Here is a 20,138-nt window from a genome sequence, read left to right as displayed (position 1 = left end):
TCCGCAGACCAACTACGCAATCCAACCACCACCGACGGAGACCATCATGCACCAACGCGCCCTACGCCTGCCCCTGCTGCTGTTGCCCGCCGCCGTGCTGGCCGCTTGCGGCGGCGGCGCCACCGACACCGCCGCCACCGATGCGGCACCGCGCGCGCTGCAAGCTGGCGCCATGGCCCGCGCCGCCGACACCAGCGCCGCCGCCGATGCCAGCGCGAATATCAGCTCGAATGTCGGCGCAAATACCAGCGCGAACACCAGCGCCAGCGCCGCTACCAGCACCAATAACGGCACCACCGCCAACGGCGCCATCACCGCCGCCGTACTGGTCCAGTCGCCACCACCGGTGGTGCTGGCGCCCGTGCCCAACGCCGATGGCGCCTCACTCACCTTCAGCACCGCTGGCACGGTCGACACCAGCAATCCCTTCTTCCAGCCGTTCGGCAATGGACGCAGTTGTGCGAGCTGCCACCAGCCCGGCAACGGCTGGACCATCACTCCGGCCGGGCTGACGGCCCGCTTCAACAGCAGCGCCGGCCTCGATCCCGTGTTCCGCCCCGTCGATGGCGCCGTCGCGCCGAACGCGCCGGTGGCCACGCTGGACCAGAAACGCCTGGCCTACAGCATGCTGCTCACCAAGGGCCTGATCCGGGTCGGCCTGCCGATGCCAGCCAACGCCGAATTCACGCTGGTGAAAGCGGACGATCCCTATCACTACGCCAGCGCCGCCGAACTGTCGCTGTTCCGCCGCCCGCTGCCCAGCACCAACCTGCCGTTCAACGCCAGCGTGATGTGGGACGGGCGCGAAACGCTCACCGACGCCACCTCCGCCATCTGCATCAAGGACGTGCGTCCGGCGCGCTGTTTCGCCCCGCTCGACACCGACCTGCGCCACCAGGCCAACAGCGCCGTGCGCGGCCACGCGGAAGCGGCGCAGGACCTGACGGCCGACCAGCAGCGCCAGATTGCCGCCTTCGAACAGACCCTGTTCACGGCCCAGTCCAGCGCCACGGCCGCCGGCAGCCTTTCCGACGCCGGCGCGCTCGGTGGCCCGCAACTGCTGTCGCAACAAGGCTTCTACTTCGGCATCAACGATCCGCAATCGGGCGACTACCGCACCGGCGCGCCGTTCAACCGCAACGTGATGAACCTGTACGCGGCGTGGCGCAACCTTGCGCCGCCCGCGCCACCGGCGCCACCACCGGCCGGACGTGGCCAGCCGGCGCCCGTGCCACCCGCCCCCAGCACCCAGAACCAGGCGCGCGCCGCCATCGCGCGCGGCGAGCAGATCTTCAACAACAAGCCGTTCAACGTAGTCGGCGTGGCCGGCTTCAACAACGAACTGCGGCTGCCGCTGCAACGCGCCACCTGCGCCACCTGCCACAACGCGCCCAACGTGGGCAGCCATTCCGTGGCCCGCCTGTTCAATACCGGCACCGCCGCCGCCAACCTGCGCACCCCGGACCTGCCGCTCTACACGCTGCGCAACAACGCCACCGGCGAAGTGATCGAGACCAGCGATCCGGGCAGCGCCATGGAGAGCGGAAAGTGGAGCGACATCGGCCGCTTCAAGACGCCCGGCCTGCGCGGCCTGGCGGCGCGCGCGCCCTACTTCCACAACGGTTCGCAGCGCCGCATCGAGGACGTGGTGCGCTTCTACGACACGCGCTTCCGCATCGGCTTCTCGCCGCAGGAAGCGGCCGACCTGGCGGCCTTCCTCAAGGCGCTGTGACGCGGCGAGCCAGGCCGCATGGCCTGGCGAGCCAAAAGTTAAGCCAGTTGAACGGCGCGGAATAGGCCGCCGCGCCGGCGTCGAAATCCGTGCGAAAGAACCGACAAAGCGGCCACGAACATCTTGTGTGTATGACAAAACTGTAGGCATAATCGTTGAGACATCAACCACCTGCCGGAGTTAGCATGCACCAGACGGACCTGCCCGCCCAAGCGCGCGCGTGCCTCACGCGCAACCACCTGCTCCGCACCACCATCGCCGCCAGCGTGGCGTGCGCGTTCGCCGCGCCGGCCGCGTGGAGCGCGGAAGAGATCCAGTCCATCGTCGTCACGGCGCAGGCGCGCAAGCAGCTGGTGCAGGACGTGCCGATCGCGATGCAGGTGATTTCGGCCAAGGACATCAACAACATCGGCGCCAAGGACCTGGCCGATCTGAACGGCTACATCCCCGGCCTGGTGGTCGACAGCACCGAACCGACCCAGCCCAGCTTCGGCATCCGCGGCGTGCAGCCGGGCGACTTCGGCATCGCCACCGATTCGCCGGTCGGCATCTACGTCGACGGCGTCTACACCGGCAAGACCGGCGGCGCGCTGATGAACTTCATCGACGTGCAGCGCATCGAAGTGATCAAGGGTCCGCAAGGCACGCTGTTCGGCCGCAACAGCGCGGCTGGCGCCATCGCCATCAGCACCAACGAGCCGGGCCAGGCGACCGACGCCGAGGCACACCTCAAGCTGGGCAACTACGGCCGCGCCAACGCCGACGTGATGCTCAACCTGCCCATCTCCGCCACCACGGCCGCGCGCCTGGTAGCCGTGCGGGCCGGCAGTGCGGGCTGGGTCACCAACCAGACCATGGACCACAAGATGGGCGGCGACAAGGCCTGGGCCACGCGGCTGTCGCTGCGCCAGGACGTGGGCGCGGCCAAGGTGATCGTCGGCTGGGAACACGAGAGCATGGAGCAGTACGGCCGGCCCGCGTTCGCCGTAATCCAGGACCCGGCCCTGCCGCTGGGCGGCTACCGGGGCGTGTACGACGCGGCCTACACGGCCAACTTCGTCGATCCGTTCAGCGCCCCGCTGCACAACGACACCCAGGGCGCGGAAGGCCGCAACTTCGACGGCGCCACGCTGCGCATCGAGTCGCCGCTGGCCGGCATGGCGTTCGCGTCCACCACCGCGTGGCGCCGCTTCACCACCCACAACCTGACGGACAACGACGGCAACGCGCGCGAGGACCTGTACCTGGCCACGCTGGACGCCAAGCGCGCACGCAGCTTCCAGCAGGAGTTCAAGCTGTCCGGCAAAACGGAGCGGCTGGACTGGATCGCGGGCCTGAGCTACTTCCACAACAACGAGCACCAGGATGCCGGCGCCTACGTGACCACGGGCACGCTCGACACCCTGAGCCTGTTCGCCGGCGGCGCGCCCAACTTCGCCCAGTTGTTCGGCGGGCTGGCGGCGGCCGGCGTGCCCGTCCCGCAGACCAGCTACCCGTGGCAGGAAACCCACTACAGCGACGTGCGCACCCGCTCCGTGGCCCTGTACGGCGACACCATCTGGCACGTGGCGCCGTCGACCAACGTGACGGCCGGCCTGCGCTGGACCCAGGATAAAAAAACGATGACGTGGTACGTGCCGGGCCGCGTCTCGCCCGCGCTCGACCAGTTCCTCACCGCCTACGGCCCGCTGGCCGGCGTGGGCCCGTCCACCTTCCCGTCCAACATCATCTTCGCCACGGCCGGGCAACTGGCCGGCGCGCCTGTCACGCGCGACAAGGACTGGACCGACTTCAGCCCCCGCCTCGTATTCGACCACAAACTGAATACCGACACGCTGCTGTTCGCCTCCGTGTCGCGCGGCTACCAGGCGGGCGGCTTCAACATCTTCACGCCGCCCAATCCGGCCTCGCCCACTTCCACCGGGCGCGACCCCAGCTTCGCGCCGGAGAAGATGACCAACTATGAGACCGGCGTGAAATGGAACGTGCCGGCCCTGCGCGCCAGCGTGAACGCCTCGCTGTTCGCCTACAAGTTCAAGAACCTGCAGGACATCCAGCTCTACAGCGTGGGCGCCATCCCGACCTACAACGTGATCGCCAGCGACCAGAAGGCGCACGGGCTGGACCTGGACGGCCGGGTGCGCGTCAATCCCAACCTCACGGTGTTCGGCGGCCTGGAATACCTGGACCAGACCTACACCCGCTACCAGCGCTTGGACGCGGCCGGCAACGTGAGCCTGGACTTGACCGGCCAGCCGGTGGGCACGCCGCGCCTGAATCTGATGGGCGGCGCCAGCATGAGCTGGGAGACGGCGGGCGGGCGCGCCAGCGTCAACCTGCAAGGCAGCCACCAGAGCGCCACGCGCTGCAACAGCGACACGGCAGCCCTGAGTTGCCTGCGCACGGCCACGCTGAAGACCGGGACGGCCACCAGCAAGTTCGACCTGCGCATGGGCTGGGACAGCCCGTCGCAGCGCTACGGCGTGGCGCTGATCGTCAACAACCTGTTCGACCAGCGCTACATCACCTCGCTGGGCGGGCAAACGCAGCAGTTCGGCTCGCCCTACGCTTATCTCACGCCGCCGCGCACCATCGCCGTGGAGCTGCGGGCCAGCATGTGAGCGACGGCCGTGGCGGCGCCCTCAACGGCCGCCCTGGCGACAACGGTAATCTCGCCGCGTCCGCGCGGTTTCGGGCGGCGCCTCTTCCCCGGGGGCGCCGCCCATTTTTTTGTGCCGCGCGGCTGCCGGGCCGTCGGCACGCCAACCATGCAAAGACGGGCAAAAAAACCACTATTGTTGTTTTTATCCTAAACTTGCGCCAGCACTGTCGTTGTCGAGTTATTATCGGTGGCACTCTTCAAGGAGGAACACGATGAACGCCTGGATCACGTCGTTGAAGTTGTTCGCTTATCTTGTCGTGGTACTCATCGCAGTCGCGATCGCCTATTCGGCCGTGACGGCGCTGCGTTACTGGCCTGCGATTTCTGTCTAGGAGGTCAGCGTGAACAAGCGCCAAGCCAGACTCTTCGCCATTGTTTCCACCGCCATCGCCTCGCTCGCCTTCCTCGGACTGACGCTGGACAGCCATCGCCAGTTCGACAAGCTGACCAACGCCAGCGCGATCACCGACCAGGTCACGCTCGGCAAGGACGTATGGCACAACAATAACTGCATCAATTGCCACACCCTGTTCGGCGAGGGCGCCTACTACGCGCCGGACCTGACCAAGATCACCCAGCTGCGCGGCGAAGCCTACCTGCGCGCCTACCTCAAGGACCCGGCCAAGTTCTACGACGAGAAAAAGCATCGCCGCCTGATGCCGCGCCAGAACCTCAGCGACGCCGACATCACGGGCCTGATCGCCTTCCTCGACTGGGTGTCGAAAGTCGATAACCAGGGCTGGCCGCCACGGCCGCTGCTGGTGACGGGGGCCACCTTCCCCGGCACCGATCGCAGCGCCAGCCAGCCGCCACGCGCCGAATCTGCCGGCACGGCTGCGGCCACGGAAGATCCGGTGGCGCTGGGCGAAGCCGTGTTCCGCAGCGCCGTGCCGGCCTGCACCGCCTGCCATTCGACGGCGCCGGGCGTGAACATGGCCGGACCATCGCTGGCGGGCCTGGCCAGCCGCACCCAGGCGCTGCTCACCAGCAGCGATTACCACGGCCACGCCAAGGACCTGGCGGGCTACATCCGCGAATCGGTGCTCACCCCCAGCGCCCACATCGTGCCTGGCGCCATGTATTCGGCCGATGGCAAGTCGTTCATGCCGGCCACCTATCCCAGCTCGCTCAAACCGGAGCAGCTGGACCACCTGGTGGCCTACCTGTCGACCTTGAAGTAACCGGAGCCCGCGATGAAATACAAATCACAATCAGTCGCCTATTGGTACTTTGCGGTGGCCGTCGCCCTGTTCGGCCTGCAACTGGTGTTCGGCCTGCTGTCGGCCGCGAAATACCTGGGGCCGGACCCGCTGCTGTACGTGCTGCCGTTCGACGTCACCAAGGTCATCCACACCAACCTGCTGGTGGTGTGGGTGCTGTGCGGATTCATGGGCGCCACCTACTGGATGGTGCCCGACGAATCGCGCACCGAACTGCACAGCACACGGCTGGCCTACATCCAGCTCGTGCTGTGGGTGGTGATGGGCGTGACGGCCATCATCGGCTACCTGTTCCGCTGGGGCACCGGCAACAAGCTGCTGGAGCAGCCACTGCCGCACAAGATCGTCATCGTGATCGTCATGCTCATGTTCCTCTACAACGTCGGCATGACCATCCGTAAGGCCGGCCGCCTGACCACCAGCGAAGGCGTGCTGCTGGCTGGCCTGGGACTGGCGGCCGTGCTGTACCTGCCCGCACTGATCGAATACAAGAACTACACGGTGTCGATCTTCTACCGCTGGTGGACCATCCACCTGTGGGTCGAAGGCGTGTGGGAAATGATACAGGGCGGCTTCCTCGCCTACCTGCTGATCCGCCTGTCCGGCGCCGACCGCGAAGTGATGGAGAAGTGGCTGTATGTGATCGTGGGCCTGGTCTTCATCGCCGGCATCCTCGGCACCGCGCACCACTACTACTGGGTGGGTGTGCCCAGCTACTGGCTGCCCATCGGCGGCTTCTTCAGCGCGCTGGAACCGGTGGCGCTGGTGGGCATGGCGGTGTATGCCTATTCGAGCATCCGCCGGGCCGGCGCCGGCCATCCGAACAAGCTGGCCTTGCACTGGACGGTGGGCAGCGCCGTGTTCACGCTGTTCGGCGCCGGCCTGCTGGGCCTGGCGCACACCTTCCCGTCCGTGAACAAATGGACCCACGGCACCCTGATCACCGCCATGCACGGCCATGCGGCGTTCTACGGCGCCTACGCGATGATCGTGCTGGCCATGATCTCGTTCGCCCTGCCCAGCCTGACGCGCCGCCCCGAGGAAGGCACGGCGCTCGGCTATTGGGCGTTCTGGCTGCAGATCGCGGGCATGTTCGGCATGACGCTGTCGTTCGCCACGGCCGGCATGGGGCAAGTCTACCTGGAACGGATCATGGGGCTGGGCTTCCTGGACGCGCAGCTGAAAATCCAGGTGCACTTCCTGATGCTGATCGCGACGGCATCGCTGTTCGCCAGCGGCGTGGTGCTGTTCATCGTGGATTTCTTCCGCTACAGCCCGCGCATGGAATTGAGCGACAACGTCCAGGGACAGCCGTATGCAGCGGGAGCCTGAGGCGGCGCACGGGGCGCCGGGGATCGGCCCGGCCGCACCGCAGGGGGCTATCCCGCCCCCTCCCCAAGGGGCAATCTCGCCCCCTCCCTACTATCAGCCGCAGGGCGACGAGGTGGCGCTGTTCGAGCAGTGCCACGAGCGCAAGCTGGCCGTCATGTTGAAAGGCCCCACCGGCTGCGGCAAGACGCGCTTTGTCGAGTTCATGGCCTGGAAGCTGGGCCGCCCGCTCGTCACCGTCTCCTGCCATGACGACCTGACCACCTCCGACCTGGTGGGACGCTTCCTGATCGAAGGCGGCAACACGGTATGGCAGGATGGCCCGCTCACGCGCGCTGTGCGCAGCGGCGCCATCTGCTACCTCGACGAAGTGGTGGAGGCGCGCCAGGACACGGTGGTGGTGCTCCATCCCTTGACGGACCACCGCCGCATCCTGCCCATCGACAAGACCGGCGAAACCATCGAAGCGGCGCCCGGCTTCCAGCTCGTGATTTCCTACAACCCCGGCTACCAGCGCATGCTGAAAGACCTCAAGCCCAGCACACGCCAGCGCTTCGTCGGCTTCGACTTCGATTTCCCCCGGCCCGAACGTGAAATGGCGATCGTGGCCCATGAAGGGGGCGTGGCCCAGGCCTTGGCCCATGAGCTGGTGACGCTGGCGGGACGCCTGCGCCAGCTGCACGACCGGGGGCTGGCCGAAGTGCCCAGCACCCGGCTGCTGGTCGCCGCCGCGCGCCTGATCGCCAGCGGCATCCATCCGCACCAGGCCTGCTATGCGGCCATCGTGGCCCCGTTGTCGGACGATGGCGCGCTGACCGGCGCCATGGACGACCTGATCCGGGCCAGCTTCATCTAGCGCGATGCCGGAGGCAGAAGACGTCATCACGGATGCGGCGCGCTACGCATTCGACCACCTGCAACGGGCCCGCCAGCGCCGGCGGCAACAACAGGGCGGCGGCCCACCAATCGTGGCGCTGAAGAGCGTCGCCGGACGCCTCGACCTGCTGTGCAACGCCGCGTTCGGCCGCAGCTTCCGCTTCCATGCCGCGCAAGTGCCCCTGCCCCGCACCATGCTTGACCGCCTGTTCCGACGCGGCCAGGCCCCGGTGCACACCATTGCGCTGCCGGCCACCGATGGCCAGGCGATCTGGCTGCCCTCGTCATTGACGCTCGCGCCCGGCCCGGCCCTGGAACGCTACCGGGCACTGGCCCTGCTGCAGGCCACGCGCGCCGTGCGCGGCGCACCCGCGTTCGGCGCGCGCGCGGATCTCGCGGGCGCCCTGTTCCATGTCTGCGAGGCCTGGATTTGCGATGCCCTGTTGCAGCGCCGCTTACCCGGCCTGGGACCGGCGCTTGCGCAACTGCGCGCGGAGGCGCTGGCGGCGCGTCCCGATCCGGCGCGCCTGTCGGGCAGCGTGGCCTGGATCGAACAGGCGGTGCTGCGCGCGCTGCGCGGCCAGCCGCCGCTGGCGACCCTGCCGGCCGATGCGCTGGCACTGTCCTGCGCCGCGCTGTACCAACTGGCCGAGCAGGCGACACGCGAAGCACCGCCTGCGGGCCATGGTGCGCTGCTGCACAAGGATCTGTGGCTGGGCGATTTCAAACAGCCCGACGCCAGGCCGGCCGCACTGCCCGGCGCGCGCGACGATCCGCACGCATCGCGCCAGCCGCCACGCAGCGCCAGGCTGGCGCGGCGGCCCCAGGCAAGGCCGGTCCGGGACGGCGAGGACGAGCAGGCATCGCCGGGACCGTTCGTGCTCCAGACCGCACAGCCACACGAAAAAGCGGAAGACCCTGCGGGCCTGCAACGGCCCACCGACCGGGATGCCGACACGCAGGCGGACGACTTCGGCGACGCATTGTCCGAGTTGCCCGAAGCGCGGCTGGTCGCAACGCCCGGGACGCCGGCCGAGGTCCTGATGAGCGAGGAACCGGTTCCGGGCGCCAGCGCCGGGCAGCAAGCGGGCATTGGCGGCCGCGAGGGCACGCGCCACCACTACCGGGAATGGGACTACCGCCGCGGCGATTACGCGGCCTGCGGCAGCGTGGTCTGGACCACGCCGGCGGTGGCCGGCGATCCCGCCATCGTCGAACGCGCCATGCGCCGCCACGCCACGCTGCTGGGCGCGGTGCGGCGCGGCTTCCAGCTGCTGCGCGCGCGGCGCGTGCGCCATCGCTACCAGCTGGAGGGCGAAGCGCTGGACGTGGATGCCTGGGTGGACGGGGAAGCGGCGCGCCGCGCCGGCGGCGAACCCGATGGCCGCGTGTTCGAAACGCAGCGCCTGGAACGGCGCGACCTCGCCGTCCTGGTGCTGGTGGATGCGAGCGGATCGACCGATGGCTGGATCAGCGACCAGCGCCGCGTGATCGACGTGGAACGGGAAGCCTTGCTGCTGGTGAGCCACGCACTCGACGCGCTCGGCGAGCCGTTTGGCGTCATGGCCTTCAGCGGCGAAGGCCGGGAAGGCGTGGCGATCCGCGACATCAAGCACTTCCGCGAGCCGTACAGCCAGGCCGTGGCCTTGCGCATCGCCGGCATCGAACCGGAACACTACACGCGCACCGGCAGCGCGGTGCGCCATGCGGCCGCCAGCCTCGCCGCGCAACCGGCCAGGCACCGGCTGCTGCTGCTGCTCACGGACGGCAAGCCCAATGACGTCGATGTCTACGAAGGCCAGTACGGGCTGCACGATTTGCGGCAGGCCGTGGTGGAGGCCGGCAACAGCGGCATCGCCACATTCTGCCTGACGGTGGACCATCAGGCCGCGCATTACCTGGGCCAGGTATTCGGTCGCCACCAGTTCGCCATCCTGCCCCGCACCGAATTATTGGCCACGGTGTTACTGTCATGGTTACGCAAGCTGGTCGTCTGACCGGCGCTCATCGAATTATCAGGAGGAATCCATCATGCTGAAAGCTCCGTTCGCCGCCGCCCGGGTCGCGGCCGCGTCGCTCACCATCCTCATCGCCGGGTGCAGCGGCATGCCCGCGCAGCGCGCCGGCACGGCCGAGCGGCTCTACATCCTCAACTGCGGTGAAGGCGAGGCCGGGGATGTGTCGCGCTGGTCGCCGGGCGTCAATGTCGGTCAACCGATGCCGTTCGTGGATAACTGCTACCTGATCAAGCATGCCCAGGGCTGGCTGTTGTGGGACACCGGCGTCAGCGACGCCATCGCCGCCATGCCAGGCGGGCTGGCCCCGGCCGATCCCAAGGCGGTGCACTGGCGCCGGCCGAAAACGCTGGCCAGCCAGCTGGCGCAACTGGGCGTGGCGCCCTCGGACCTGCGCTATGTCGCGATCTCGCACGCCCACCCGGACCACATCGGCAATGTCGAGCTGTTCCCGCAAACGATGCTGCTGGTGCAGAAAGCCGAGTACACCTGGCCCGGCGCCAACAACGCGCCGCGCTTCAAGCCCGGCCATCCGGTCACCACGTTGGAAGGCGACAAGGATGTGTTCGGCGACGGCAGCGTCACCCTCATCGCCACACCCGGCCACACACCGGGCCACCAGTCGCTGCTGGTCAAGCTGCCCGGCAGCGGCGCCGTGTTGCTGTCGGGCGACGCGATCCACTTCAAGAGCAACTGGGATTATCGGCGCGTGCCATCGATGAACGTCGACAAGGACCAGACGCTGGCCTCGATGCAGCGCATCGCCGATCTGCTGGCGCAGTACCACGCGCAACTGTGGATCAACCACGACAAGGCGCAGCGCGACACGCTGAAACTGGCCCCGGCGTTCTACGACTGAGCGCGCCCAGTGTACCGGGGCCAGGGCAAACACCTTATTTGTAGATGCCCACCCCGATCACATACTCGCCCACTTTTTCCACGTAGGTGTTCTTCTCCTCCATGTTCTTGGAGATGGAGTTCGGCCACATGTACTTGACCCAGCCCTTGCCGGCCGGCCCGCTGGTGAGCTTGAGGAATTCCTTGAGCGGATACACGCCGCCGGCGTTCAGCTCCATCAGGTTCTTGTTGACCATCTTGGGGTTCTGGCCGTGGGCCAGCATCACCCCGCTGGTGTCGATCATGAACACGTACAGGTCACCGTTGATGAATTCGCCCTTGGGGTCGTTGAAGGCGGCAATGGCCTTGTCCTTGCCGTTCTTTTGCAGGTAGGCGCTGGCCTTCTTGACCATGGCCACCGCTTCATCGGCCGTGCCGCGGTGGGTCGCTTCCTGGGCCTGGGCGGCGCCGGCCACCAGCAACGCCAGCAGCGCCGTCATCAGGTATTGGTACAGTTGTCGCATGATGTTCTCTCCTTGTGGTGTAACAAGGCGGCGGCCGGACGGCCGCCGCAGATACGGCTGTGTCCGCCGCTACAGCAGACGATAGCACATGCTCACAAGAAAGTTTCAATACGCCCAAGAAAATTGGGGCGGAGTTGATCCGGCCGCAACAAGGGTGTGGCTTGGATGCGGCGCGGCCGGCTGCGCGCTTATTCGGCGACGATTTTCTTCGGCGGCGGGGGCGGCGTGAACGTGATCAGTTCGGCGGCGGGCGCGCTGTCGAGTGCCTCGGACTGCTCCAGCCAGCGCATCAGGCTGGCCATGCGCCGGATCGTGATGCCCTTGCCGTTGATGTAGCCCACCTGCTCGAAATGCTCCATCTTGGCCGTCATCTTGGACACGGTGGGCAGGTTGTCGACCAGCCGGTCGTACGCCTTGCGCGCCTTCTGCTCCCACTTGACCAGCAGCGGCTCGTTGAAGCGGTTGCTCTCGTAGTAGATGGTGAGCGTGCGGTCATGGTTGCCGAATCCGACCACGGCGGCGCCCTTGCGGATGGTCTGCAGCACGTCCTCCTTGATGGCGGCCGTGGGCACGAACAGGGCCGCGCGGCCTTCGGCGTCGGGCCGCTCCAGCGGCAAATCCTGTCCCATCGTTATGCTCATCGGGCATTCCTCATGACGTGAAACTTGTTTCCCAGGGGCTATATTTCTCTGAATTCTACAACGCACCCCGGTCCTGTACAAGAAGAAAGCACCCCCTGTTCCACCGTATAATGCACAACATTCCCAATTGCACTGATCCGCCACAACATGACGTCCGCCGCCCCCGCTTTCCCGTCTCCGGTCCCGCCCGCCACCGCGCCATATGGGGAGCTCGCCGCGACGACGGTGGACACGGCCGCGCGCAACGTGCGCGACCTGCTGGCACTGGCCATCGAATACGCGCCCAGCCACGGCGCCCTGATCGTCCACGACAACCGCTGCGACCTGAACCGCGCGTTGACGGAAGCCTACCGGCGCGCCATCCCCGGCGCCACCTTCATCGACTTCGACACCGTCACGCCCGAACACGTGCTGGACGCCTTCGCCCGCATGGCGCCCGGCGACCTGGTGGTGCTGATCCAGTCCACCAGCTTCCGGCTCGAAGCGTTCCGCATCCGCATCGAGCTGTTCAAGCGTGGGCTGAAAGTGATCGAACACGTGCACCTGTCGCGCATGCCCGGTGAGCAGGGCCGCCACTACATCGACGCGCTGGCCTACGACCCGGCCTACTACCGCGGCGTGGGCCACGCGCTCAAGGCGCGCATCGACCGCGCCGCCGGCGGCGTGATCGACAGCGGCGGCGAGCGCCTCGTGTTCGGCTCCCCGTTCGAGCCGGCCAAGCTCAATATCGGCGACTATAGCGCCATGAACAACGTGGGCGGCCAGTTCCCGCTCGGCGAAGTGTTCACCGAGGCGCTGGACCTGGAAGCCGTCCACGGACGGGTGCGCATCTTCGTGTTCGGCGACACCCAGTTCCTCGTCAACCGCCCCGAGCACCCGATCACCCTGATCGTCGAGCGCGGCCGGGTAACGGGCGTGGAGCACAGCACGCCCGCCTTCGACAACATGCTGGCCATCGTCCGCGCCCACGAGGGCGAGGTGTGGCTGCGCGAACTGGGCTTCGGCATGAACCGCGCATTCTCGCGCGAGCTGACGGTCAACGACATCGGCACCTACGAGCGCATGTGCGGCATCCACCTGTCGCTGGGCGCCAAGCACGGCGTCTATCCCAAGCCCCAGATCCGGCGCAAGGACGCGCGCTACCACGTGGACGTGTTCGCGGTGACGGAGGCGGTCTACCTGGACGACGAGCTGGTGTACCAGGACGGCGCCTGGCGGGTGTGAAGCCGGACGGCGGCCTGCGCGCGCCGCCATGCCATCACCACTTCAGCCGGCGGCCGGCTCCCACACAGGCGCCTCCAGCGGCAGCGTGAGCGTCACGCAGGTGCCCTTGCCCGGCGTGGACTGCACGTCGATGCGCCCGTGCAGCACGCCGGTGACGATGTTGTAGACGATGTGCATGCCCAGCCCCGATCCACCCTGTCCCAGCCGCGTGGTGAAGAACGGATCGAACACCTGGCGCAGCGTGCGCTCGGACATGCCTTTGCCGTTGTCGGCAAAACGCAGCACCGCTTCATGCGCGCCCTGGCCGCCCTGGCCGCCTTGGCGTCTGGCGCTGATGGTGACGGTGCCGCCGCCACCGTCAAAGCCGTGCAGCAGCGCGTTGTTGAGCAGGTTGCTCAGCACCTGTCCCACGCTGCCCGGATAGGACAGCAATTCCAGTCCCGGTTCCACGTCCACCTCCACCGTGCAGGAAGCGTGGCGCAGCTGCACGGCAAACGTGGCCAGCATGTCCCGCACCACCGCCTCCAGCAGGAAGCGGCGACGCTGGCCGCTGGACTGGTCCACGGCCACCTGCTTGAACGACGTGATCAGGTCCGCCGCCCGCGCCAGCGAGGCGGCGATGATGGCGCAGGCCTTGCCCGCGTCAGCCAGGTGGGCTACCAGCGCCGAGCGCTTGACGCCGCCCTCGCCGCTCAGCTTGCGCTCGAAGTCGGTCACCCGGTCGCCCAGCGCGGTGGCCGTCAGCAGGCTGTTGCCAATGGGCGTGTTCAGCTCGTGCGCCACGCCCGCCACCAGCGCCCCCAGCGACGCCATCTTCTCCGACGTGATCAAATTGGCCTGGGCCAGTTGCAGACTGGCCAGCGCGGCCGACAGGTCGGCATGGGCCGCGTCGGCGTTGTCCTTCTGGCGCGCCAGTTCGGCCAGGCTGCTTTCCAGTCCCTGCTTGGCCATCATCAGCGCCGCCACCAGCGCGCTGATGATCAGGCCCGCAGCGGCCGTCAGCAGCACCGGCGTGGGCACGCCGCTGTAGCGCGCGCCGTCATGGCCGTCGACCCGCAACAGCCAGCGGCGCTCGCCCACCACCAGGCTGTCGCTGGCGCTCAGGCCCGGCAAGGCCGGCAGGCGCGCGGCGCCGATCCGGCCGCCGCTGTCGAACAGCTGGTTGTCAGCGCTGGGCGGCTGGCTGGCGCCATCCTTCAGGTAGCCCGTGTCGTGCAGGCGCACATACACATCGTTGAGCAGCCCCGGCTCGATCACTTCGCGCATCAGCGTATTGACCTTGAAGACGATGGCCACAAAGCCCACCAGTGCGGCGCGCCGCTCCGCCACCGTGGTCAGCGGCGCGCCGTTGCGGTAGATGGGCGCGCGCGCCACGAAACCGGGTTCGCCAGTGGCATCCTGCACCAGCGTGATACGCTCGGTGGCGACGATGGCGCCGTCGTCGCGGCCCAGTTCCAGCGCCCGCAAGTGCGGCGGCAGCGCTGCCAGGTCCAGGCCGAACGCGTTCTCGTTGCCGGCCAGCGGTTCCGTGTATTCGATCACGAAGTGGGTGTCGCGCAGCGCGGCGGGATGCACGCGGAACTGGGGATAACCTTGCGGCGTCAGGCTGGTATCGCGCCGCACCGTGTCGGCAAACGTGGCCAACTGCGGCGCCGGCACGGCGCGCACGAACTGGATGGCCTGGAAACCGGGGTAGCGCCGCCCCAGGTCGAGCGCGGCGACGAAACGGTGGAACTCGGCCCGATCGATGTTGTCGTCGTGCGCATACATGGCCCGCAGCGCCAGCAACATGTCGAAATAGGTGCGCAGCCGCACCTCGGTGGCGTGGGTGATCTTGTCGGCGTCGCGCCGGAAAATGTCGCGCCGCTGCCGCTGCTGTTCGCCGGAGACGAACAGGCAAAGCGCGGCCGTCAGGCACAGCCCGACGATGAACGCGACGTATCCCTGCTTGCGCATGGCCTGCCTTGCCTCCAAGCTGCCCCGGGCCGGCTGCGGGCCGGCCGCTTATTTTATGACGCCACCGCCGGCGCCGTCGTTCCGTTGTCCACGACCACGTCGGCGTAGCGGGCCGCGATGTCGAGAAACTCCTCCTCCACCATCAGCAAGGCGTCCACCAGGTCGGGATCGAACTGTTCGCCGCTGCCCTGGCGAATCAGTTCCAGCGCCGTCTCGTGGGTAAAAGCCGGCTTGTAGACGCGGCGCGAGATCAGTGCATCATACACGGCGGCCACCGCCACCAGCCGCGCCGACAACGGGATGGCGTCGCCGGCCAGGCCCTGCGGATAACCGGTGCCGTCGTACTTCTCCTGGTGCGAATAGGCGATCTCGCGCGCGTAGCGCAGGAAGGTGGTGCTGCGGCCCAGGTGGCGCTCCACTTCCGCGATCGCGTCGCGTCCGTAGATCGTATGGCGCTGCATGACGGCGAACTCCTCCTCCGTGAGCCGGCCCGGCTTGAGCAGGATGGCGTCCGGGATGCCGACCTTGCCGATGTCGTGCAGCGGCGCGGCCTGGAACAGCAGCGCGATGTTGGCGTCGCTGAGCTCCGGCGCGAAGCGCGGTTGCGGCTGCAACTGGCGCGCCAGCGCGGCCACGTAATGCTGGACCCGCCGGATGTGGTTGACGGTCTTGTGATCGCGCGATTCGGCCAGCGCGGCCAGCGCCCAGATCACCGCTTCCACCATCTGGTCCTGTTCGGCCGTGCGTTCCTGCACCAGGTGCTCGACCAAGCCGGCCTGGTGGCGCAGCAGTTCGCGCGAGCGGCGCAGCTTGACGTGGGTGGCCACGCGCGCCTGCAACGCCTCGGCCAGCAACGGCCGCTGCACCACATCGGCCGCCCCGCCCTGCCAGGCGCGCCGCTCCGCCTGCGGCTCGCCGCCGTCGACCAGCATCAGCACGGGGATGGCGGCCGTATCGGGACAGGCGCGCAATTGTTCCAGCACGCCGTGGCCGTCGAGGCCATCGGCCCCGGGCAGGGTCGCCTCCAGCAGCAGCAGGTCCGGGCGCGGCAACTGGCGCGCGGCCGCCAGCGCGGCGGCGCCATCGCCGGCTTCGCGCAGCGTGTACTGATCGTGCAGCAGTGCGCCCAACTGCGCACGCTGCGCCGGCGCGCCATCGGCGACAAGTACGATGGCCCTGTGGTGGACGTCCATGCCTGGCAACCCCTTACTGAGTATTAGTTTCCACTTATCATCATACCTGAGCCCCCGCGCCACGCCGCATTTTTTGCGCGCTATGCTTGCAATTGAATAGCGCGCTATCTATACTGGTCCCATGATGACCACGACCGCCACACCCTCCACACCGGCCACCCCGCCGACATCGCCGCTGCACCAGGTGCCCAAGCTGGACGCCCAGCTGTGCTTCGCCCTGTATTCCACTTCCCTGGCCATGAGCAAGCTGTATCGCAAGCTGCTGCGCAAGCTGGGGCTGACCTATTCACAGTACCTGGTGATGATGGTGCTGTGGGAGCGCGACGGGCTGACCGTGACGGAAGTGGGCGAACGCCTGTTCCTCGATTCGGCCACGCTCACGCCGCTGCTCAAGCGCATGGAGCAGGCCGACCTGCTCACCCGCGCGCGCGCCGCCAGCGACGAGCGCCAGGTGATCATCACGCTCACCCCGGCCGGTGACGCGCTGCGCCACGTAGCGGCCACGCTGCCGCCCGAGATCATCGGCGCCACCCGTTGCAGCCTCGATCAGGTGGTGAGCCTGAAGAACGAATTGAACGCGCTGCGCGCCAGCCTGCTGCAAGCCGTTTGACGGCGCGCCGGTTCGCCCGCGCGCACAAGCGCGGCGCACGGCGTAAAATGCCTGCACCCCGCACTTCGACTCATCGTTCATCGCTCATCGTTCATCGCAGCCATCCATGACCACTCCCGCCCCTACCTTCACCGCTCCCGAATTCGTCCCGCAGGCGTTGCGCCAGCAAGGCTATGCGCTGCTGCGTCCCCAGGACGTGGCCAGCCTGGCCGGCTGCACGCTGGCCGACCTGGCTGCGCTGGAACCGTCCTGGGACGAGCTGGCGCTCGACAACTACCTGAAGGACGGCGGGCGTTACCGGCGCCGGCGCCACTCGTGCTTCGTGCAGGATGGCGACAGCCTGCGCCAGACGGCGCACCGGCCGCACTGGCAACCGCTGGAATACAACGCCCTGCACGGCGGCATGCAGCGCCTGTTCGAGCCGGTGCAGCCGGCCACGGTGGCGCGGCCGGCCTGGCAGGGACTGGTGCGCGGCATCGGCCAGTTGTGCACGGCCGCGCGCGGCGCCCATCCGTGGTACATCGAGGCGCACCAGTTCCGCATCGACACCACGGACGGCATCGGCCGTCCCACGCCCGAAGGGGCGCACCGCGACGGCGTCGATTTCGTGGCCGTGCTGCTGGTGGGGCGGCGCGACATCAAGGGTGGCGAGACCCGCATCTTCGAGGCCGATGGCCCCAACGGCAAGCGCTTCACGCTCACCGAGCCGTGGTCGCTGCTGCTGCTCGACGACGCGGCCGTGATCCACGAATCGACCCCGATCCAGCCGCTCGGCGCGCATGGCCACCGCGACACGCTGGTGCTGACCTACCGGGCCGGCGCGTTCCAGGGCTTGCCCGCGTAGCAGCGCGCACACGAGGGCGGCGAATTTGCACTGCGGCGCCGCTAAATCCGATATAGTCTCACCAGCCCGTATCACCAGCCCGTAATCAACAAGTAAGCAGCAACTAAGCAGCCCGTAACAACCGGCACGGGCGGCCCCGCCGGCCCGTCCACGCCGGCGCCGGCCGCCGGCCAGCGCGAACCTGACTCCAGGAGACAGCCTGTGGACTCCAGTTATGAAATTCAGCCCGACGAAACGGAAATCCTGATCGTCGAGGACAGCCCGACCCAGGCCGAGCGGCTGCGCCGCCTGATCCAGTCGATGCGCTACCGCGCGCGGGTGGCCGGCAATGGCCGGCTGGCGCTGGAGGCGATCCGCGCCAGCAAGCCGCAACTGGTGCTGTCCGATATCGTGATGCCGGAAATGGATGGCTACACGCTGTGCCGCGCCATCAAGACGGACGACGCGCTGCGCGACATCCCCGTCATCCTGGTCACCTCGCTGACGGACCCCAAGGACATCATCCGCGGCATCGAATGCGGCGCCGACAATTTCATCCGCAAGCCCTATTCGGAGGAGTACCTGCTCAACCGCATCGGCCACATGCTGATGAACCAGAAGCTGCGCCGCAGCCAGAACATGGAGATCGGCATCGCCCTCTACCTGGGCGACCAGAAGCACTTCATCAACGCCGAACGCCAGCAAATCCTCGACCTGCTGATCTCCACCTACGAACAGGCCGTGCAGGTCAATAGCGAACTGCAAGCGCGCGAGCGCCAGGTGATCGAACTGAACATGCGGCTGGCCCACCACGCGGGCGAACTGGAAACCATCAACCGCGAGATCGCACTGAAGAACCTGGAGCTGGCCGAAGCGAGCCGCATGAAGTCGGCCTTCATCGCCAACATGTCGCACGAACTGCGCACCCCGCTCAACGCCATCATCGGCTTCACGGGCGCGCTGCTGATGAAACTGCCCGGCCCCCTGACCACGGAGCAGGACAAGCAGCTCAACACGATCCGGGCCAGCGCGCGCCACCTGCTCTCGCTGATCAACGACATCCTGGACGTGGCCAAGATCGAAGCGGGCAAGGTGTCGCTGACGGTGGAGCCGGTGCAGTGCCAGCAACTGGTGACCGAAGCGATCGACAGCGTGCGCCCGCTGGCGCTGCAAAAGGGGCTGGCGCTGGAAGTGGTGCTGGCCGAGCAGCCGCTGACGGTGGACACGGATCGCCGCGCCCTGACCCAGATCCTGCTCAACCTGCTCAACAACGCCATCAAGTTCACGGAAAAAGGCACGGTGCGCGTGAGCCTGGCCGTGCGCGACAGCGAGGACGGCCCGCGCGTGGAATTCACCGTGGCCGACAGTGGCGCCGGCATCCGCGTGGAAGACCAGGCCAAGCTGTTCCAGGCGTTCTCGCAGCTCGACTCCACCTCGACCCGCCACGCCGAAGGGGCGGGGCTGGGCCTGTACCTGTGCCAGAACCTGGCCAACCTGATCGGCGGTTCGCTGTTCTTCACCAGCGATTTCGGCCACGGCAGCACGTTCACGCTGGCACTCAAACCCCGGCACTGAGCGCAGTGGCGGCCGCGCGCCGCAGCGGAGGGACACATGACGGCAGCTATCCTGGTGATCGAGGACAACCCGGCCAATATGAGCCTGATGGTCTACCTGCTGGAAGCCTGCGGCTACCGCGTGCTGTCGGCCTGGGACGGCGAACAGGGCGTGGCGGCCGCGCGCCGCGAGCGGCCCGACCTGGTGCTGTGCGACCTGCGCCTGCCCAAGCTGGACGGCCACGGCGTGCTGCGCCAGCTCAAGGCCGATCCCGCCACGCGCGCCATCCCGGTGCTGGCGGCCAGCGCCGAACCGGCCGACGATGGCGGCGCCGCCTTGCTGGCGGCCGGCTTCGACGGCTGGCTGGCCAAGGCGTTCGAACCGGAGCAACTGCTGCCAGCGCTGGCCGCGTGGCTGCCGCCGCCGCTGCGGCCCGGCCAGCCGGCGCCGCCCGCGCCCGACACGGACTGGCCGGCCATGGACACTGTCGCCCTGCGCGAGTCCGATACCGGCGCCACCGCCCGCGCACGCGTGCTGCTGCTCGACGCGGCGCCCGCCAACCATGGTCTGCTGGCCACCGTGCTCAGTCAGTTGGGCTACACGCTGACGGTGGCGGCCAACGCCGCCCAAGCCGCAGCCTGCGCCGGGCAGTCGTTCGACCTGCTGCTGTGCGACTGCGGCACCGACGACGAGGCGGCGCTGCAAGCGTTCCCCATCCCGGCGCTGCAGCATTTCTCGCGGCTGCCGCTGATCGTGCTGCGCCCCGCGCTGGACGCCAGCGTGGCGTGGGTGCCGTGCGGACGGCGCTATCCGGCGCGCCTGCTGGCCCACCCGATCGACCCGAAAAAACTGGTGGACGAGATCACGGCCTGCCTGGCGGCTGCGGCCCCGTCCCCTGCCCCGTAAGGCCGCTGCATCGCCGATATCAGTTCATATTTTATG

At 67.9% G+C, this 20,138-nt stretch carries 16 protein-coding genes; 12 read left to right on the top strand and 4 right to left on the bottom strand.

Annotated features, from left to right (window positions below):
* Positions 1-46: 46 nt before the first annotated feature.
* The 7 genes from H3H37_RS13490 (at position 47) to H3H37_RS13460 (ending at position 10,693) form a co-directional block, all read left to right on the top strand.
* Entirely contained in the window at positions 47-1,732 is a 1,686-nt protein-coding gene (locus H3H37_RS13490) for a cytochrome C (RefSeq protein ID WP_182163277.1), read from the top strand.
* Between the two features lie 185 nt (positions 1,733-1,917).
* On the top strand, positions 1,918-4,353 hold the full coding sequence (locus H3H37_RS13485; RefSeq protein WP_182163275.1) for a TonB-dependent receptor: 2,436 nt from the start codon (positions 1,918-1,920) through the stop codon (positions 4,351-4,353).
* Positions 4,354-4,735: 382 nt separating this feature from the next.
* Positions 4,736-5,575, top strand: coding sequence for a c-type cytochrome (locus H3H37_RS13480; RefSeq protein ID WP_182163273.1), 840 nt, complete (start codon positions 4,736-4,738; stop codon positions 5,573-5,575).
* Positions 5,576-5,587: 12 nt separating this feature from the next.
* Positions 5,588-6,946: a cbb3-type cytochrome c oxidase subunit I gene (locus H3H37_RS13475; protein ID WP_182163271.1), complete on the top strand. Its 1,359-nt coding sequence runs from the start codon at positions 5,588-5,590 to the stop codon at positions 6,944-6,946.
* Positions 6,930-7,799: a CbbQ/NirQ/NorQ/GpvN family protein gene (locus tag H3H37_RS13470; protein WP_182163269.1), complete on the top strand. Its 870-nt coding sequence runs from the start codon at positions 6,930-6,932 to the stop codon at positions 7,797-7,799. The genes H3H37_RS13475 and H3H37_RS13470 overlap by 17 nt, the downstream gene beginning before the upstream one ends.
* Before the next feature lie 4 nt (positions 7,800-7,803).
* Positions 7,804-9,816 carry a nitric oxide reductase activation protein NorD gene (locus H3H37_RS13465; RefSeq protein ID WP_182163267.1) on the top strand — a complete coding sequence of 671 codons (2,013 nt, stop codon included), beginning with the start codon at positions 7,804-7,806 and terminating at the stop codon, positions 9,814-9,816.
* Positions 9,817-9,850: 34 nt separating this feature from the next.
* Positions 9,851-10,693: an N-acyl homoserine lactonase family protein gene (locus tag H3H37_RS13460; protein WP_182163265.1), complete on the top strand. Its 843-nt coding sequence runs from the start codon at positions 9,851-9,853 to the stop codon at positions 10,691-10,693.
* Positions 10,694-10,727: 34 nt separating this feature from the next.
* Here H3H37_RS13460 and H3H37_RS13455 read toward each other — a convergent pair whose 3' ends face one another.
* On the bottom strand, positions 10,728-11,195 hold the full coding sequence (locus H3H37_RS13455; RefSeq protein ID WP_182163263.1) for a cache domain-containing protein: 468 nt from the start codon (positions 11,193-11,195) through the stop codon (positions 10,728-10,730).
* A gap of 188 nt (positions 11,196-11,383) precedes the next feature.
* Positions 11,384-11,836, bottom strand: a complete 453-nt coding sequence (locus tag H3H37_RS13450) for a hypothetical protein (protein ID WP_229218827.1) — start codon at positions 11,834-11,836, stop codon at positions 11,384-11,386.
* 147 nt (positions 11,837-11,983) lie between these two features.
* Here H3H37_RS13450 and H3H37_RS13445 point away from each other — a divergent pair, with 147 nt between their 5' ends.
* The gene (locus H3H37_RS13445; RefSeq protein WP_220456432.1) at positions 11,984-13,060 is read left to right on the top strand and encodes a M29 family metallopeptidase; all 1,077 of its coding nucleotides are present in this window, start codon (positions 11,984-11,986) and stop codon (positions 13,058-13,060) included.
* A gap of 42 nt (positions 13,061-13,102) precedes the next feature.
* Here H3H37_RS13445 and H3H37_RS13440 read toward each other — a convergent pair whose 3' ends face one another.
* Both H3H37_RS13440 and H3H37_RS13435 read right to left on the bottom strand, forming a co-directional pair.
* Positions 13,103-15,016, bottom strand: a complete 1,914-nt coding sequence (locus H3H37_RS13440; RefSeq protein ID WP_182163261.1) for a CHASE domain-containing protein — start codon at positions 15,014-15,016, stop codon at positions 13,103-13,105.
* Positions 15,017-15,069: 53 nt separating this feature from the next.
* Positions 15,070-16,209: an HD domain-containing phosphohydrolase gene (locus H3H37_RS13435; protein ID WP_182163259.1), complete on the bottom strand. Its 1,140-nt coding sequence runs from the start codon at positions 16,207-16,209 to the stop codon at positions 15,070-15,072.
* A gap of 121 nt (positions 16,210-16,330) precedes the next feature.
* Here H3H37_RS13435 and H3H37_RS13430 point away from each other — a divergent pair, with 121 nt between their 5' ends.
* The 4 genes from H3H37_RS13430 to H3H37_RS13415 all read left to right on the top strand — a co-directional run bounded on the left by H3H37_RS13430 (position 16,331) and on the right by H3H37_RS13415 (position 20,102).
* Positions 16,331-16,819 (top strand): MarR family winged helix-turn-helix transcriptional regulator, encoded by a 489-nt coding sequence (locus tag H3H37_RS13430; RefSeq protein WP_375539999.1) that lies wholly within the window; start codon positions 16,331-16,333, stop codon positions 16,817-16,819.
* 106 nt (positions 16,820-16,925) lie between these two features.
* Positions 16,926-17,663 carry a 2OG-Fe dioxygenase family protein gene (locus H3H37_RS13425; RefSeq protein WP_182163257.1) on the top strand — a complete coding sequence of 246 codons (738 nt, stop codon included), beginning with the start codon at positions 16,926-16,928 and terminating at the stop codon, positions 17,661-17,663.
* Positions 17,664-17,864: 201 nt separating this feature from the next.
* Complete coding sequence (locus H3H37_RS13420) at positions 17,865-19,217, top strand: hybrid sensor histidine kinase/response regulator (protein WP_182163255.1); 1,353 nt, start codon at positions 17,865-17,867, stop codon at positions 19,215-19,217.
* A 36-nt stretch (positions 19,218-19,253) separates the two neighbouring features.
* On the top strand, positions 19,254-20,102 hold the full coding sequence (locus tag H3H37_RS13415) for a response regulator (RefSeq protein ID WP_182163253.1): 849 nt from the start codon (positions 19,254-19,256) through the stop codon (positions 20,100-20,102).
* The last annotated feature ends 36 nt before the right edge of the window (positions 20,103-20,138 follow it).

It is taken from the genome of Rugamonas brunnea (genome assembly GCF_014042345.1).
Lineage (GTDB): Bacteria > Pseudomonadota > Gammaproteobacteria > Burkholderiales > Burkholderiaceae_D > Rugamonas > Rugamonas brunnea.
The sequence above is the reverse complement of the archived record's forward strand: the minus strand, read 5'-3'. Positions and strand labels throughout refer to the sequence as shown.

What these genes read in the sequence shown, in the direction of transcription:
- H3H37_RS13490 (WP_182163277.1), top strand. Translation starts at nt 47, where the DNA reads ATGCACCAACGCGCCCTACGCCTGCCCCTGCTGCTGTTGCCCGCCGCC.
- H3H37_RS13485 (WP_182163275.1), top strand. Translation starts at nt 1,918, where the DNA reads ATGCACCAGACGGACCTGCCCGCCCAAGCGCGCGCGTGCCTCACGCGC.
- H3H37_RS13475 (WP_182163271.1), top strand. Translation starts at nt 5,588, where the DNA reads ATGAAATACAAATCACAATCAGTCGCCTATTGGTACTTTGCGGTGGCC.
- H3H37_RS13470 (WP_182163269.1), top strand. Translation starts at nt 6,930, where the DNA reads ATGCAGCGGGAGCCTGAGGCGGCGCACGGGGCGCCGGGGATCGGCCCG.
- H3H37_RS13465 (WP_182163267.1), top strand. Translation starts at nt 7,804, where the DNA reads ATGCCGGAGGCAGAAGACGTCATCACGGATGCGGCGCGCTACGCATTC.
- H3H37_RS13460 (WP_182163265.1), top strand. Translation starts at nt 9,851, where the DNA reads ATGCTGAAAGCTCCGTTCGCCGCCGCCCGGGTCGCGGCCGCGTCGCTC.
- H3H37_RS13455 (WP_182163263.1), bottom strand. Translation starts at nt 11,195, where the DNA reads ATGCGACAACTGTACCAATACCTGATGACGGCGCTGCTGGCGTTGCTG.
- H3H37_RS13450 (WP_229218827.1), bottom strand. Translation starts at nt 11,836, where the DNA reads ATGAGCATAACGATGGGACAGGATTTGCCGCTGGAGCGGCCCGACGCC.
- H3H37_RS13445 (WP_220456432.1), top strand. Translation starts at nt 11,984, where the DNA reads ATGACGTCCGCCGCCCCCGCTTTCCCGTCTCCGGTCCCGCCCGCCACC.
- H3H37_RS13440 (WP_182163261.1), bottom strand. Translation starts at nt 15,016, where the DNA reads ATGCGCAAGCAGGGATACGTCGCGTTCATCGTCGGGCTGTGCCTGACG.
- H3H37_RS13435 (WP_182163259.1), bottom strand. Translation starts at nt 16,209, where the DNA reads ATGGACGTCCACCACAGGGCCATCGTACTTGTCGCCGATGGCGCGCCG.
- H3H37_RS13430 (WP_375539999.1), top strand. Translation starts at nt 16,331, where the DNA reads ATGATGACCACGACCGCCACACCCTCCACACCGGCCACCCCGCCGACA.
- H3H37_RS13425 (WP_182163257.1), top strand. Translation starts at nt 16,926, where the DNA reads ATGACCACTCCCGCCCCTACCTTCACCGCTCCCGAATTCGTCCCGCAG.
- H3H37_RS13415 (WP_182163253.1), top strand. Translation starts at nt 19,254, where the DNA reads ATGACGGCAGCTATCCTGGTGATCGAGGACAACCCGGCCAATATGAGC.